Annotated in this window: 11 protein-coding genes and 4 tRNA genes; 7 read left to right on the forward strand and 8 right to left on the reverse strand. The window is 41.8% G+C overall.

From position 1 onward, the window contains the following. Positions 1–102: 102 nt before the first annotated feature. The 4 genes from NU887_RS16675 to NU887_RS16690 all read left to right on the forward strand — a co-directional run bounded on the left by NU887_RS16675 (position 103) and on the right by NU887_RS16690 (position 4,900). On the forward strand, positions 103–1,194 hold the full coding sequence (locus NU887_RS16675; RefSeq protein ID WP_258424520.1) for a DUF2891 domain-containing protein: 1,092 nt from the start codon (positions 103–105) through the stop codon (positions 1,192–1,194). After that, entirely contained in the window at positions 1,191–2,405 is a 1,215-nt protein-coding gene (locus NU887_RS16680) for an Nramp family divalent metal transporter (protein WP_258424521.1), read from the forward strand. Before NU887_RS16675 ends, NU887_RS16680 begins: the two co-directional genes overlap by 4 nt. A 403-nt stretch (positions 2,406–2,808) precedes the next feature. Then, positions 2,809–4,224, forward strand: coding sequence for a sensor histidine kinase (locus NU887_RS16685; RefSeq protein ID WP_258424522.1), 1,416 nt, complete (start codon positions 2,809–2,811; stop codon positions 4,222–4,224). A 1-nt stretch (position 4,225) separates the two neighbouring features. Next, complete coding sequence (locus NU887_RS16690) at positions 4,226–4,900, forward strand: LytR/AlgR family response regulator transcription factor (protein ID WP_258424523.1); 675 nt, start codon at positions 4,226–4,228, stop codon at positions 4,898–4,900. 106 nt (positions 4,901–5,006) lie between these two features. Here NU887_RS16690 and NU887_RS16695 read toward each other — a convergent pair whose 3' ends face one another. After that, positions 5,007–5,765 carry a 3-keto-disaccharide hydrolase gene (locus tag NU887_RS16695; protein ID WP_258424524.1) on the reverse strand — a complete coding sequence of 253 codons (759 nt, stop codon included), beginning with the start codon at positions 5,763–5,765 and terminating at the stop codon, positions 5,007–5,009. A gap of 172 nt (positions 5,766–5,937) precedes the next feature. On the opposite strand from NU887_RS16695, the gene NU887_RS16700 reads away from it, so the two are divergent. Together NU887_RS16700 and NU887_RS16705 are read left to right on the forward strand one after the other, a co-directional pair. Further along, positions 5,938–8,475: a M14 family zinc carboxypeptidase gene (locus NU887_RS16700; protein ID WP_258424525.1), complete on the forward strand. Its 2,538-nt coding sequence runs from the start codon at positions 5,938–5,940 to the stop codon at positions 8,473–8,475. Between the two features lie 167 nt (positions 8,476–8,642). Next, positions 8,643–10,847: a B12-binding domain-containing radical SAM protein gene (locus NU887_RS16705; protein WP_258424526.1), complete on the forward strand. Its 2,205-nt coding sequence runs from the start codon at positions 8,643–8,645 to the stop codon at positions 10,845–10,847. A gap of 122 nt (positions 10,848–10,969) precedes the next feature. On the opposite strand, the gene NU887_RS16710 is transcribed toward NU887_RS16705, so the two are convergent. The 4 genes from NU887_RS16710 to NU887_RS16725 all read right to left on the reverse strand — a co-directional run bounded on the left by NU887_RS16710 (position 10,970) and on the right by NU887_RS16725 (position 11,383). Beyond that, positions 10,970–11,041, reverse strand: a tRNA-Glu gene (locus tag NU887_RS16710). Positions 11,042–11,083: 42 nt separating this feature from the next. Continuing rightward, positions 11,084–11,155, reverse strand: a tRNA-Glu gene (locus NU887_RS16715). A gap of 39 nt (positions 11,156–11,194) precedes the next feature. Beyond that, a tRNA-Glu gene (locus NU887_RS16720) sits at positions 11,195–11,269 on the reverse strand. Positions 11,270–11,308: 39 nt separating this feature from the next. Continuing rightward, positions 11,309–11,383: transfer RNA gene (locus NU887_RS16725), tRNA-Glu, on the reverse strand. Positions 11,384–11,575: 192 nt separating this feature from the next. Here NU887_RS16725 and gap point away from each other — a divergent pair. After that, a complete protein-coding gene (gene gap, locus NU887_RS16730) occupies positions 11,576–12,571 on the forward strand; it encodes a type I glyceraldehyde-3-phosphate dehydrogenase (RefSeq protein ID WP_258424527.1) in 996 nt (331 codons plus the stop codon). 5 nt (positions 12,572–12,576) lie between these two features. Here gap and NU887_RS16735 read toward each other — a convergent pair whose 3' ends face one another. The 3 genes from NU887_RS16735 to NU887_RS16745 are packed head-to-tail and all read right to left on the reverse strand — an operon-like array spanning position 12,577 to position 15,706. Further along, positions 12,577–12,939, reverse strand: coding sequence for a hypothetical protein (locus NU887_RS16735; protein ID WP_258424528.1), 363 nt, complete (start codon positions 12,937–12,939; stop codon positions 12,577–12,579). Beyond that, entirely contained in the window at positions 12,939–14,162 is a 1,224-nt protein-coding gene (locus tag NU887_RS16740; RefSeq protein WP_258424529.1) for a BaiN/RdsA family NAD(P)/FAD-dependent oxidoreductase, read from the reverse strand. Before NU887_RS16740 ends, NU887_RS16735 begins: the two co-directional genes overlap by 1 nt. A 2-nt stretch (positions 14,163–14,164) precedes the next feature. Further along, positions 14,165–15,706, reverse strand: a complete 1,542-nt coding sequence (locus tag NU887_RS16745; protein ID WP_258424530.1) for a helicase HerA-like domain-containing protein — start codon at positions 15,704–15,706, stop codon at positions 14,165–14,167. Positions 15,707–15,712 lie beyond the last annotated feature (6 nt).

Genomic DNA, 15,712 nt, shown 5'->3' on the forward strand with positions numbered 1-15,712 from the left:
ATATCAATTATCAAGCTATTTATAACTCCCTTAAGCCAAATAAAAGAGCCTTCCTGAAAAAATCACCATTATCCCTTATATTCAAAATCCAAAACCATCGACATGATCAGATCTTTGTTCTTATTGATTTTCCTGACAGGCTTTCTTTTATCCTGTCAGCCTAAAAAGGAAACCCCCGAAATCCCCGACCCTATTCGCCTGACAGAAGCTGAAGCCAACAGACTTTCAAAACTTCCGCTGGATTGTATGCAAACCGAATATCCCAATAAGCTCAACCAAACTTTGGGAAATGAATCTGAACTGAAAGGCCCAAAAGCACTTCATCCAGCTTTTTATGGCTGCTTTGACTGGCATTCAAGTATGCATGGTCATTGGATGTTGGTGAGTCTTCTGAGACAATTCCCCGACTTAGAAAATGGAGAAGAAATCAGAAGGAAATTATTGGAAAATATCAGCGCAGAAAACATTGCTGTAGAGGTCGCCTATTTTAAAGGCCCCTCTGATCCGGGTTTTTCTAGGACTTACGGTTGGGCTTGGATGCTGAAACTCGCAGAGGAAATCCATCTTTGGGATGATCCTTTGGCAAGGGAACTGGAAAAAAATCTCCAGCCATTGACAGACCTCATGGTGGAAAAGTACCTTGAGTTTTTGCCAAAACTCATTTATCCCATCAGGGTTGGTGAGCATACCAATATTGCTTTTGGATTGTCGTTGGCTTATGATTATGCCAAAACATTGAATCACGTTGGCCTGCAGGAATTGATTAAATCCAGGGCTTTGGACTGGTTTTTTAAAGATGGAAATTGCCCTTTGGTCTATGAACCGAGCGGTTTTGACTTTTTGTCTCCATGCTTTCAGGAATTGGATATCATGAGAAAAGTGATGACCAAAGAAGATTTTCAGAAATGGATAAAGCAGTTTTTACCCCAATTGACAAATACTGACTTTGCTTTGGAGCCGGGTAAAGTCAGTGACCGGACAGATGGTAAATTGGTTCACCTTGACGGACTTAACTTTAGCAGGGCTTGGGTTTTGTATGGTTTGATCAAAGAATATCCTGAAGAATATGGACACCTGATGCAGGTAGCCAATGACCATATCAATTATTCCCTTCCTTCCATCGTGGATGACAATTATGAAGGAACGCATTGGTTGGGCAGTTTTGCCGTTTACGCATTGCAGCAGGCACCATGAGTTGGAGGAAATACATCGGTCCCGGGCCGATTGTTGCAGCCGCTTTCATTGGGCCGGGGACGGTTACTGTTTGTACGCTTGCGGGAGTAAATTTTGGTTTTGACTTGCTGTGGGCAATGGCTTTATCCGTCATTGCTACGATTGTCCTTCAGGAAATGGCAGCTAGAATCGGATTGGTTACCCAAAAAGGATTGGCTTCGGTCATTTCAGAAACCCTTCAAAAAGGAATCCTTCGTTACTTCTCCATTTTCCTTGTGATGATTGTCATTGTTTTGGGAAATGCCGCTTACGAAGCCGGAAATATCAGCGGAGGCGCATTGGGCGCTGAGTTATTTGTCAAAACTCCAATATGGAACCTAGGAAAACTTCAGTTAAATATCTTAAACTTAATTATCGGTTCACTTGCATTAATTCTTTTATTAACAGGAAGTTATAAAACCATCAGTACTTACCTGACCGGATTAGTAATTTTGATGAGTATTGCTTTCTTAGGAACGGCAGTTTGGTCCAAGCCCAACTTTCTGGAATTGCTTTCAGGCTTTCAGCCCACCGTAAATGCTGAAAATATCTTTACCATCGTCGCATTGATCGGTACGACCGTGGTTCCTTACAATCTTTTTTTACATTCTTCTCTGATTTCCCAAAAATGGAAAACCATCCAAGACCTCAAATATATCAGGGTTGATACCCTAATTGCTGTCATTTTGGGAGGATTGGTTTCCATGGCCATCATCATTACTGCCAAAGCAGGATCTGCCACCGAAGTCAACTCAGCGGTTGATTTGGCTATAGGTTTAGAACCTTTGATGGGAAAAATGGCCAAATATTTCATGGCTTTCGGGTTATTTGCTGCAGGAATCACCTCTGCGATCACATCACCGTTGGCAGGTTCCTTGGTCGTAGCGGGAAGTTTTGGCTTATCCACTGACCTCAAAAGCTTACCCATGAGGATCAGCATCATGGGAATCTTGGGATTAGGAATTGTTTTTTCTTCATTAGGAATCAAACCGATTCAACTGATTCTCTTTGCGCAACTGGCAAATGGCGTTTTGCTTCCCTTATTGAGTGGCTACATCCTTTGGTTAGTCAATAAAAAATCTGTAATGGGAACTCACACCAACCGACTTGGGATGAATGTTTTGGCCTTCGCAATCTGGCTGATCACGTTATTGCTTGGGGGAATGAGTGTTTGGAAGGTTCTCGGAAGTTAAAAGGTTAAGAAGGTTTTAAAGTTGGAAGGTTATGGGATTGGAAAGCCTTAAATTGGAAGATTTGAAAATTGAAAAATTGGAAAATTTGACTGAACACAGCCTACTGAGACTGAAAACTGACCCCTTTTAAATCTCCCAAAATCCTTATCCACCCCAAATAGCGTCTCCTTCATCACATTTTTTTGTGTCATTTTAAGATCAGGCTTATCCTTGTCAAAGAATCGACGACCTATTCCATGAAATCCAAGACGCCTTATTTCATTCTACTTATAGCAGCCATACTTTACAACATTTGGCTTATCGGTAAAGCTGAAGATGAAAAGCGAAAAGAAAAATCAAAACCCGAGATTTCTGTTTCAAAATCAAATCAAACCCAACCTTAAATCATTAAATTCAAATCCCAATGAAAGAAAAACCACTTCCCTTTAGACAAATAGAATGGTGGGTGATGACAGTTTTGTTTGTCACCATCATTTTAACAAACATTTTCCAATCCAACTTCTACGATTTTGAACCGAATGGATTGGAACTCGCAAGATATTTTGCCAAAATCCTGATACCTGCCATACTTTTCCTTTCTTTCTTCCTGCACCATCAGATATTGATTCCGAGCAAAGAAACCAGAAAACGAAAATCCACCTACTACATTTATTCCTTCCTGATCCTTTTGATCTCCTTCCTTTTTGTGGGCGGATTTTCAATGATGGGTGAACTTGTCCAAAACTTCGCGGCACCCTACTATTTCAGCACTGTAGGCCTTTATATTGGATACCTTTTGCTTAGTGACGTGATAGAACAGATTTTCCCTAGTTCCGAAACGAAAGACTTTCAGCCTTACAACGTTGTCAAATTAATCACGGTCTTCGCCTTTGCGATGTTATTTCTGTTTGGTTTGCAAGATATCATCGAACGGTGGATTCCGCTTAGCTATACGATCGCAATCCCTGTGATGCTTGGCATTGTGCTTTACAATTACTTTTTCATATACCGAAACAGAAAGAAAGAACGGAACAAACTTGCCAACTCATTATATGTTTTGTTGATTTTGGCCTTAGGGTTTTTCTTTTTCATTTTGGCAATTGAAAACGAGAATGTCGGTATTTTGGTGCTAGGATTGGCTGTGTTGATATTTGTTGTAGGTCTACTCATCCCCTTTTCCAACCTGATGTTCAAAAAATATGATCACCTTCTAGGTAAGATTAATACGCTGAGCTACAGAGTGGACGAAGGTTCAGCCAAACTCTCCTTACTAAGGATGCAGATCAATCCCCATTTCCTTTTTAATATCCTAAATACCCTGTATGGAACGGCCTTGCAGGAAAATGCCGAAAGGACCTCTGAGGGTATCCAAAAGCTTGGAGACATGATGCGCTTTATGCTTCATGAAAACAACATGGATAAAATCCCACTTGCAAAAGAAAAAGAATACCTGATCAATTATGTGGATTTGCAGGTACTCCGCATCAAATCCCATGACAATGTTGACATTGATTTTAGGCATAATCCTGAAAATTGTACAGGGGATATCGCTCCCATGTTGCTTATACCCTTTGTAGAAAATGCATTCAAACACGGAATCAGTTTCCAAAAGAAATCATGGGTTAAAATCAGCCTGCGTTGTACGGATGGAACCATCCATTTGGATGTCAACAACAGTATCCACCGAAGCCACGAAGATGACCCTGAATCCAAGTCAAACGGTATCGGCTTAGACAATGTCAAACAGCGTCTCCAACTCCTCTATCCGGGGAAACATGAACTTGTCATTCGGGAAAACGAAGTGGAATATTTTGTACATTTAACCATAAAACGCTCCTGATATGCTCCATGCCATAGCCATAGACGATGAACCGATGGCCCTCGAGGTAATCAAAGCCCATGCAGCCAAAGTGCCTTTCTTGGATTTGCGTAAGGTTTTCACAGATGGAATCCTTGCCTTGGATTATATCAGAAGCGAGCAGGTGGACTTGATTTTCCTTGATATCAAAATGCCCGATATCTCAGGGCTCGAGCTCGCGGCTTTGATTCCGAAGGACACCATGGTCATATTTACTACAGCTTACTCAGAGCACGCTGTGATGAGTTTCGAATTGGATGCGAAGGATTACCTGCTCAAACCTTTTAACCTTGGGAGGTTTTTAAAAGCCTGCCAAAAAGCGCAGGAATGGCATGAACTCAAAAATGGAAATGCCTCAGGGACCATTTTTGTCAAAACAGGCTATGAGCAGATAAAGGTCAATTTTGACGAGTTACTCTTTTGTGAAGCAAATGGCAATTATGTGAATTTTCAGCTTCCGAAAGAAAAAATTCTCAGCAGGATGACCTTGGCAGAAGTAGAAAAAATCCTGCCTTCCAATTTTGTCAAATCCCACCGTTCTTTCTTGGTGAATATCCAACATGTCCAAAAAATCGAGAGGCACCAATTGACTATTGGAGATAAACTCGTCCCAATCAGTGTCAGTTATCAGGAAGGATTGATGGATAGGTTGAAGTAAGGAATTCTGAAGTTAAAAGTTAGAAGTAAAAAAAAGACAGAAGACGTAAGGATGTGTATTGCCTTCCATCTTCTGTCTTCCGTCTAAAATTGAAAATTGTCCTCAATTACAACTTCCTCACCCAGATATTCCTGAAGCTTACCAAATCCCCGTGATCTTGGAGTTCTAGCGGCATTTCGGCAGCATGTGCTTTGTAATTAGGGATTCCAATATACTCTGTAGGACCTTTAAGTTCAACATTATTTTGAACCAAAATCCCGTTGTGAAGCACAGTGATTCTGGCAGGAGTAACCAACATGCCGTCGGCATTGAATTTTGGAGCAGTAAAAATCACATCATAAGTATTCCATTCTCCCGGTGCTTTCATCGCATTAACCAAAGGAGGATGTTGCTTATAAATACTACCTGCCTGTCCATTGGAATAAGTTCTGCTTTCATAAGAATCCAACACCTGCAATTCGTACAAAGACATCAAGAAAATTCCTGAGTTACCACGTCCCTGACCTTCACCTTTGATCACCGTTGGCGCTGACCATTCGATGTGAAGCTGCATGTCACCAAAACCTTGCTTGGTTTTGATTGCACCGGTTCTTGGGACTACTGTAAATGCACCGTTTTCTACTTTCCATTGTGGGGCACTGCCATCCTTTGAACTGACAAAATTATCAAGGTTTTTTCCGTCAAATATGACAATCGCATCAGAAGGTGCTTGTCCCATTTGGGCAGCAGGAGTTACTTTTCGGGGAACAGGTTCCCAAAATTCCGTCGCTTCAGGTGGAAGTTTGATGTCTTTTTGTTGTGCAAACAGCGGCATCGCGGCCAACAAGGCAATCATTGTCAAAGAGGCTTGAAAAAGCTTTTTCATAGGTTATTTGGTTTATTAATTGTTATTGATATTCTGTGATCCAAGGATGGTTTCAATTCTAGAATTCTTTCAAGCTCCAAATTAAATCAATTCGCAAGCTTTCAAAAGCCGTTGATGGATTTTTGGTTTTCCATGTCATACCTTACAGGTAATTTCCTCCAAATTTAAACCTATGCAAAAGAAACTGCTACTGATAACTTTGCTCTTGCTCCATATATATTCTGCAAAAGCCCAAAAGGAATATTATTTTCCAGGAGAAACTTTCTCCAATGACATTCCAAGTCCTTACTCCTATTTGGGTTACCACGTTGGGGAATGGCATACTAGGTACGACCGACTTGTAGGATACTTTCAGCTTTTGGCTGACAAATCGGATATGGCAAAGCTCGTCACCATCGGCTATACCAATCAGCTGAGGCCATTGGTTGTCCTGGTTATCAGCAATAAAGAAAACATCTCCAATTTGGAATCCATAAGGACAAACCACCTCAAATTGGTAGATCCAACCTTTCCCATGCCTGATGTCAGCGACATGCCGGCTATTGTCAACCTCGCCTACAGCGTCCATGGGAATGAACCTTCTGGCGGAGAAGCTTCCATCTTGACAGCATATTGGCTTTTGGCTTCACAAAGTGAACTTGCCAAAGAAATCAGAAGCAATGCCGTGGTCATGATCGATCCGGCCATCAATCCTGACGGAAGGGACCGACATACCAATTGGGCAAACATGCACAAAGGTTCGCCGCCTGTTGCAGATCCTTTGGACAGAGAACACAATGAAATATGGCCTTCCGGACGCGTCAACCATTATTGGTTCGATTTGAACAGAGATTGGCTGCCATTGGCACAGGTGGAATTGCAAAACAAAATCGCATGGTACCATACCTGGTATCCAAACGTGGTGGGGGATTTTCACGAAATGGGAACCAATGCCACCTACTTCTTTGAACCGACCAAACCCTTTGGCAGTGAAAATCCTGTCATTCCAAGAAAAAACTATGACGAAATCAACAACAAGTTTGCGACCTATTTTGCAAAGGCATTGGATGATATCGGCAGTTTGTATTGGACCAAGGAAGTTTTTGACAACAGTTATCCGGGATATGGTTCGACCTATCCGGATATTCAGGGTGGATTGGGATTGGTTTTTGAACAGGCAAGTTCAAGGGGTCATATCCAAAGCTCTCAGCGTGGCGATATTACCTTTCAATTTACGATCCGGAACCAACTCAAAACATCTATCGCCACCATGGAAGCCGGTGTCAAGGAAAGGGAATACATGCACCGATACCTGCGCGAATATTTCCAGACTGCTATCACCGAAGCAAGCAAAGACAAAGCCAAAGGATATATTTTTGGAGATGAGTCAGATGATTCCCGTAATAGACTTTTCTTAAAGTTATTATTGGATCATAAGATTAAAGTACTTGAAAATGATAAAGATATAACCTCAGAAGGAAAGTCATTTAAGAAAGGAAAATCCTGGATTGTTCCTACATCCCAACCACAATACAGGATGGTGAGATCGATGTTTGAGAAGGTGACGACATTTGCAGATTCGGTATTTTATGATGCTTCATCCTGGACCATGGCCTTGGCTTATGGCATGCCTTACGCCACGCAAACAGTTGTTAGCGGAAAAAAAATCGAGAAACTCCCAAGCCAAACTTTGACCTTCCCGGCTGATGGGAAATATGTGGCTTATTTGGTGGATTGGTCTGATTATTTTGCTCCAAAATTTCTACACCATATTCAATCAGCGGGGGTCCATGTTGAAGTAACAGCACAGCCTTTTACTTCGAATACTGATCAAGGTTCCAAAGAATTCACTGCAGGTTCATTGGTCATTCCAACGGCTTTCCAAAAACTTTCTGCGGAAGAATTGAGAAAAGCATTGAAAGAAGCAGCTGATTTAGCAGGCCAAAATGTATTTGCAAGCACCACAGGGTTCAGCCTGAAAGGGATTGACTTGGGTAGCGGCAGTATTTCAGCTATCCAAAAACCGAAAGTCCTCATGCTTGTCGGGCAGGGAACATCCCAATATGAAGCCGGGGAAATATGGCACCTGATGGATACCAAAGTTGGAATGCAGATTACAAAAGTGGACTTGGGATTGTTTGGCAGGGTGAATCTGTTTGATTACACCACTTTGATCCTTCCTTCAGGAAATTATTCCAGCCTTTCAGCGCCTCAAATAGCCCATTTAAAAGATTGGCTTTCAAGAGGAGGAACCATCATTTCCATGCGCACAGCAAGTCAATGGCTCCAAAGTAAAGAAATCATTCAGGAAGAATTTGTTACTGCCGAAGCAGCAAAAGGTCCTGAATCCGTACCCTTTGCAGATGCAAGGAACTTATCGGGAGCGCAAGAAATCGGCGGAAGCATTTATTTGGGGAAATTGGACACTACCCATCCTTTGGGATTTGGGTACAAAAACTCAGAAATTCCTGTTTATAGAAATACCACCCTTTTCTTCAAACCATCCAAAAACAAGTCCCAAACTCCTGTCATATATACTGCCAATCCATTGCTTGGAGGATATGTTTCACCGGCAAACCTTGAAAAAATCAAGCAAAGTGCAAGCTTATTGGTTTCAACCGTCGGTCAGGGAAGGGTAATTCACTTTATCGACAACCCGAATTTCCGGGGAACATGGTTTGGAACAAACAAGCTGTTCTTCAATGCCATCTTCTTTGGGGATAAGATTTAATTGATTTTGAACCACAAAAGAAACAAATGAGGACAAAGACCTAAGCATAAATATTTAAATGTTAAGTTTCTTTTGTTTTTGTTGGATCTTTTTGTGGTTCATTCATTTTAAGATTCTTTAGTGGTTATCTTTAAAAATTGCCGAAATTTGAAGCAAATCATTTTACTGTGTTCAAGTCAATCCTTCTAATTACCCCACCCTTTACCCAACTCAATACCCCTTACCCGGCGACAGCTTATATCAAAGGGTACCTGAATACGATAGGGAAAACAGCATTTCAAAGTGACTTGGGCATTAAAGTTATCCTGAGAATTTTTTCAAAAGAAGGTTTAACCAAAGTATTTCAATCCATTGAAAATAAAGGAGTTAAAAATTATTCCACTAACATCCAAAGGATAGTCAAATTACAGAAAGACTACCTGCATACCATTGATCCTGTCATCCATTTCTTACAGTTTGACAATCCCACGTTGGCCTACAATATCTGTGACGGGGACTTCCTGCCACAGGCCTCCCGGTTTGACCAGTTGGATGATTTGGACTGGGCATTTGGGACGATGGGCATCCAGGACAAAGCAAGGCATTTCGCTACTTTGTACCTGGAAGATATCGGGGATTTGATCAGTGAAGCCCTGGATCCGCACTTTGGTTTTAGCCGGTATGCAGAGAGGTTGGGAATGTCGGCGACTTCATTTGATGATTTAAATGATGCATTGGAAGGTCCCGAATCTTTTACCGATCAGTTTTTAATGGAGGAATTGGAAAAACTGATCCAAGAAACCGATCCTTATTTTGTATGTCTTTCGGTACCTTTCCCCGGAAATCTTTACGGCGCTTTGCGGTGTGGAAAATTTATCAAGACTAATTATCCCCATATCAAAGTGGCTATGGGAGGCGGCTATCCCAATACTGAACTCCGGTCAATCAATGAGCCTAGGGTATTTAACTTTTTGGATTTCATCACTTTAGATGATGGAGAAAGGCCCCTCACCTGCCTGTTGGAGCATTTGGATGGTGAAAGAAGTCTTGACCAACTCAAAAGAACCTTTGCCTTGGTCGATGGGAAAGTCACCTACCACAATGGCGCCAAAAACACCGACATTCCCTTTAGCCAAACAGGAACGCCTGATTATTCGGGTTTGCCTCTGAACAAATACTTGTCAGTCATCGAGATTGCCAACCCCATGCACCGCCTTTGGTCGGATGGCCGGTGGAACAAGCTGACGATGGCACATGGCTGCTATTGGAAGAAATGCTCCTTTTGTGATGTGACCTTGGATTATATCAAAAATTACGAGCCGATCAGCGCCAACATCATCTGTGACCGGATTGAGGAATTGATTGCACAGACTGGAGAAACGGGCTTTCACTTTGTGGATGAAGCAGCCCCCCCTGCCCTGATGCGGGAATTGGCGATCGAAATCCTTAAGAGAAACCTCAAAATCACTTGGTGGACCAATATCCGTTTTGAAGAAAGATTTACATATGACCTGTGCAGGTTACTGAAGGCTTCCGGATGCATTGCCGTTTCAGGGGGGTTGGAAGTAGCTTCAGACAGGTTGCTGCAGATGATGCAAAAGGGTGTCACTGTCTCCCAAGTAGCCCGTGTGGCAAGGAATTTCACAGAATCAGGAGTGATGGTTCATGCTTACCTGATGTACGGTTTTCCGACGCAGACTGCGCAAGAAACCATTGACAGCCTGGAGATGGTCAGGCAACTCTTTATGAACAATATCCTGCAATCGGGATTTTGGCATTTGTTTGCGATGACATCCCATGCGCCAATCGGGATTGACCCTGGTGCATTTAAAGTAGTCCGTACCGGACCTGAAAAAGGCCTGTTTGCCGACAACGACCTGAGTCATGAGGATCCCGATGGTGCTGACCATGAACTTTTTAGCGAAGGCCTCAAAAAAGCCCTTTTCAATTACATGCATGGGATCTGTTTTGATTTTCCGCTTCAGGAGTGGTTTAGTTTCAAAATCCCAAAAACATCCGTTTCTCCCAATTTCATCTACAATGCCATTCAGATCGAAACAGGAAATGTTATGAAACCCAATGCCAAATTAATTTGGTTGGGAAATGAACCTGAACTGGAGAGAACTGCTTTTGTGAAAAAAGGTAAAAAGACAGAAATGTGGCCTTTGGTGATCGAAAACAAAAATGGAACAGATGAAATCCTCGTCAGACAGGAAGAAGGAGAATGGCTTGAAACAATCCTTCGGGATATCACACCCAAACTTGGAAAAAAAGAGATGACCTTTGCGGAGTTTGAAGAGAAATACGTGGCAGCAAATTTAGGAGATTTTGACCGCTTCCTAGGATCCAAAGTCTGGAGAGGCTTATTGGAATTTGGATTGGTATTGGTTTAAATAAGAAAAACCCGGCCTAGAAGACCGGGTTTTCATTCACTTTAACCACTAACAACCATAAAACAAATTCTTCATGCATACTTTCGTATGCAATCCGAAAGATGAAAAACATCAATTTGTTGTAGTCGATACGGGAATCGAACCCGTGTTTTATCCGTGAAAGGGATACGTCCTAACCCCTCGACGAATCGACCATGCAGTCAAAAAGAACACACTGGATTTTTCCAGTTTTTTGTTAGTCGATACGGGAATAGAACCCGTGTTTTATCCGTGAAAGGGATACGTCCTAACCCCTAGACGAATCGACCATGCAGTCAAAAAGAAAACACTGGATTTTTCCAGTGTTTTGGTAGTCGATACGGGAATCGAACCCGTGTTTTATCCGTGAAAGGGATACGTCCTAACCCCTAGACGAATCGACCATGCAGTCAAAAAGAACACACTGGATTTTTCCAGTGTTTTGGTAGTCGATACGGGAATCGACCCCGTGTTTTATCCGTGAAAGGGATACGTCCTAACCCCTAGACGAATCGACCATTTTTGTGGGTTTTGACCTCTTTTTTGAAAGGTGTTGCAAATATAGCGGGTTAAAACAAGAATGCAAAACAAGACAGAAAAATATTTGGTTTTGGAAGTCAAAACATTGATAACTAACCTGAAAAATTATTGGCAAGCTTTGCGCTCAAATCCTTACTTTCGCCTTTGATATAAAGTCCCAATAAGCTGACATGAAAAAAATAAGAGTGGCCATCAATGGTTTTGGCCGAATCGGAAGGTTGACTTTCAAGCTTTTACTTGAAAAAGAAGATATCGAACTCATCGCTGTCAATGACCTTACGGACCCTGTTACCCTTGCCCACCTGCTTCAGTATGATTCTGTTCACGGGAAATACCCCTTTGCTGTCAAAGCGGTATATGGAAATATTGTTGTGAAAGGAAAAACCATCCGGATATTTGCCGAAAGAAATCCGGAAAATATTCCATGGGACGATCTTGACATCGATATTGTGTTGGAGTCCACGGGCAAATTCACAGAAAAATCACTTGCTGAAGGCCACCTCAAAGCAGGTGCAAAAAAAGTAATCATCACTGCTCCTTCACCAAGTAAAGAAATACCAACCATAGTTCTTGGTGTCAACGACCATATCCTTTCAGGTGAAGAGAAAATCATCTCAAACGCCTCTTGCACAACTAACTGCCTTGCACCGATGGTTAAGGTTTTGGAGGATCATTTTGGGATAGAAAAAGGATTTGTCTCCACCGTGCATTCCTATACCAATGACCAAAACCTGCATGATGCCCCGCACAGGGATTTAAGAAGGGCTAGGGCTGCGGCATATTCCATCATCCCGACCACCACCAATGCAGCAAAGGCGATGGAAATTGTATTGCCTGCACTAAAAGGGAAAATCGAAGCTTCTGCGATGCGGGTTCCTGTTCCTGATGGTTCGCTCACTGATTTGGTGGTATTGCTAAAAAAAGAAACCACAACAAAGGAATTGAATGCTGTTTTTAAAAAAGAGTCTGACGGTGATATGAAAGGAATCATTGAATTTGAAGAAGCGCCAATTGTTTCTATTGACATCATTGGAAATCCTCACTCATGCATATTTGATTCGGCATTGACATCAGTCAAAGGAAACCTGGTCAAAATAGTAGGATGGTACGACAATGAAGCAGGCTATTCAAATCGATTGGTTGACCTGATCCAAAAAATAAGATAGCTACTCTAGCTTTTTTCCACATCCAAATGCAACGCAACCTGATCTATGGCGTCTTGGACAGCATCAAGGAAACGCTCAAGGTGTGCAATAAAACCCTCATTGAATCCCTTATCTGTAAGAATATCTTTTCCTTCTTGAATCACTTCGTTCAAAACATTGATTTCGAACAAGGCTAGCGCAGGCTTTACCTTATGCCGGATCTGAGAAATGATCTCAAGGTCTTTCAATTCAGAGCCTTCGAGATACTTTTCCTTTAGCTCCGAAAGTGATTTATATAAAGCACTTACCAGTTCTGCTCTAAATTCAGCATCACCTTCAGCCATTTCTTCTATTCTGTCAAAATTGACAGGGAGTTGTTTTTCGAGCATTATTTTTCTGGTTGACCTGCACTTACTCCTGCAACATATCCGGTACTCCAGGCGGCCTGAAAATTGAATCCTCCTGTTATCCCATCTAAATTCAATACTTCACCTGCAAAAAACAAACCATCAATAAGTTTGCTTTCCATAGTCTCAGGGTCGATCTCATCTAAGACCACCCCACCGGCCGTAACGAATTCTTCCTTGAAGGTAGTCTTTCCATCTACACATACAATATAGCAAAAAAGATTTTGAACCAATTTATTGAACTGTTTTTTTGGCAAATTTTGCCAAATAATGTCAGGCTCCATCTCTGATTTTTCACAGAGATGTTCCCATAATCTACCCGGTATCCCAAACAAGGGATTGGTACTGATTTTCTTTTTTGGGTGATTTTTTTGAAAAGAAAGAAGCTCCATGACAAGCCACTCTTCGGACCAATCATTTGACCACCTGATATGTGCCTTGGCTTTATATTGTTGGTCAAAAAGCCATTTTGCACCAAAGGCTGATAATTTCAAAACTGCCGGTCCACTCAATCCCCAATGTGTAATCAGCAAAGGGCCTCTGTAGGCCATTTTAGTACCTTCAAGTCGGACGAAAGTATCAGGAAGTGAAATACCCATCAATTTTCTGATTGGTTCCTGTGGTGTATTGAAGGTGAATAAAGAAGGAATCGGCTGTTCAATACTGTGTATAAAACCTGAAAGAAAATCAAACCCTTCCAATTTTGGATTTCCTCCAGAACAGACGATGATCCTGTCAAAATGAAGCTTTTTGTCATCTGACCAAAGTTCAAACCCTGGGTTTTTGGTAATGATTTTTTTTACATTAAAGTTAAAAAGTACCCTAACTCCTACCCGATTGGCAGCATGTTGTAAAGCATCAATAATGGATTGTGAATCATCCGAAACAGGAAACATCCTTCCATCTGCCTCGGTTTTCAAAGTTACTCCATTGGATTCAAACCAGTTGATGGTATCATTAACAGCAAAAAGGCGGAATACTTTCTTAAGAAATTTTTCACCTCTTGGGTAGTTTTTTGAAAGGGAAGAGATCTCAAAGGCAGCATGGGTGACATTACACCTACCGCCTCCCGAGATCTTCACTTTAGCGAGTGACTTGGAAGTCTTCTCGATGATAGTCACTTCAGCATCCCATTGGGCGGCATGAATGGCAGCAAAATACCCTGCCGCACCGGCTCCAATGACACCGATTTTTAGCCTACCCACCCTTATCTTCTTTTACTTCCCGAAAATGAACCCAATATTCCCCTGGTCAATTCCCTGAAGATACTTCTACCGATTTGTCTTACCATGGTGTTTTTGCTGAGTTCTTCGATGATGGAGGTTTCCTGGATAGGCTTTCCTTTGGATTTTGCACTTGGAATAGATTGGTTTTTGGAGGCTTCTGCCGCAGCTTCTGCCCTGCTGATCTTTTGATCCAAAAGTTCAAAAGCACTTTCCCTGTCAATTTCAATATTGTATTTTTTGACAAGAGACGATGACCTGACCATACTGTCAATTTCACTTTCAGTCAAAATATCCATCCTCGAAACAGGAGGACGCAAAAGTGTATGTGCCAAAGGGGTCGGGATTCCTTTTTCATTCAAAACTGTCACCAATGCCTCTCCAATCCCCATTGAAGTCAAGACTTCATCAGTTTTGTAGAATGCTGACAATGGATAATTTTCGGCCGTTTTGGTAATGGCTTTTCGGTCTTTGGCAGTAAAAGCTCTCAATGAATGTTGGATCTTTAAACCCAACTGTCCCAATACGTTATCAGGTACATCTGTTGGTGTCTGGGTACAGAAAAAAACCCCTACTCCTTTTGACCTGATCAGCTTTACTATTGCTTCGATTTTATCGATTAGGTCCTTAGAGGCCGTGGAGAATACCAAATGAGCCTCATCTATAAAAAGGCAAAGTTTTGGTTTATCAGAATCACCTTGTTCAGGAAAAGTCTCATAAATCTCTGACAATAAGCTTAGCATAAAAGTTGAAAACAACTTGGGCTGATTTTGGATATCTGTGAGGCGGATGATGGAAACAACCCCTTTGCCATCTACGGTTCTAACAAAATCCTGCACGTCAAAAGATGGCTCTCCAAAAAAATTCTCTGCCCCTTGTTGTTCAAGTTCAATGATTTTCCTCATGATGGTATTCACTGTTGCAGATGAAACAGCTCCAAATTCTTTGCTGATTTCATCTTTACCTTCATTGATCACAAACTGAAGGACTTTCTTGAGGTCTTTCAGGTCTAGCAAAGGCAAATGATGCGTGTCACAATACCTAAAAACCAATGCAATCACCCCTCTTTGTGTATCATTGAGTTCCATTATTTGCGAAATCAGGACGGGCCCAAATTCTGAAACGGTTGCCTTGAGTTTCACTCCCTTTTCATGGCTGATAGACATCAATTCTACAGGTAAACCGATAGCCTGATAATCAATCCCAATTAATCCGGCTCTCTTTTCAATATGCGGATTCATACTCCCGGATTGGGCAATTCCTGATAAATCCCCTTTCAGGTCCATCAGGACAGAGGGAACCCCATTGAGTGAAAGCTGTTCTGCAATCACCTGAAGGGTTTTTGTTTTTCCCGTTCCTGTAGCGCCGGCAATCAAACCATGCCTGTTTAAAGTTTTTAGAGGGATTTTGACCTGAGCGTGTGGAATAGGCTCATGGTTCAAAATTCCGGTTCCGAGAATAATTGAATTCCCTTTGAAAGTGTAGCCTTGTTCTAAGTGTTGTTTAAAATCCTCTGCTTTACTCATGGTAAA

Source organism: Aquiflexum gelatinilyticum (genome assembly GCF_024741135.1).
Lineage (GTDB): Bacteria > Bacteroidota > Bacteroidia > Cytophagales > Cyclobacteriaceae > Cognataquiflexum > Cognataquiflexum gelatinilyticum.

Bases quoted from the DNA above. Each gene is read 5' to 3' on its own strand.
- NU887_RS16675 (WP_258424520.1), top strand. From the start codon at position 103: ATGATCAGATCTTTGTTCTTATTGATTTTCCTGACAGGCTTTCTTTTA.
- NU887_RS16680 (WP_258424521.1), top strand. From the start codon at position 1,191: ATGAGTTGGAGGAAATACATCGGTCCCGGGCCGATTGTTGCAGCCGCT.
- NU887_RS16685 (WP_258424522.1), top strand. From the start codon at position 2,809: ATGAAAGAAAAACCACTTCCCTTTAGACAAATAGAATGGTGGGTGATG.
- NU887_RS16690 (WP_258424523.1), top strand. From the start codon at position 4,226: ATGCTCCATGCCATAGCCATAGACGATGAACCGATGGCCCTCGAGGTA.
- NU887_RS16695 (WP_258424524.1), bottom strand. From the start codon at position 5,765: ATGAAAAAGCTTTTTCAAGCCTCTTTGACAATGATTGCCTTGTTGGCC.
- NU887_RS16700 (WP_258424525.1), top strand. From the start codon at position 5,938: ATGCAAAAGAAACTGCTACTGATAACTTTGCTCTTGCTCCATATATAT.
- gap (WP_258424527.1), top strand. From the start codon at position 11,576: ATGAAAAAAATAAGAGTGGCCATCAATGGTTTTGGCCGAATCGGAAGG.
- NU887_RS16735 (WP_258424528.1), bottom strand. From the start codon at position 12,939: ATGCTCGAAAAACAACTCCCTGTCAATTTTGACAGAATAGAAGAAATG.
- NU887_RS16745 (WP_258424530.1), bottom strand. From the start codon at position 15,706: ATGAGTAAAGCAGAGGATTTTAAACAACACTTAGAACAAGGCTACACT.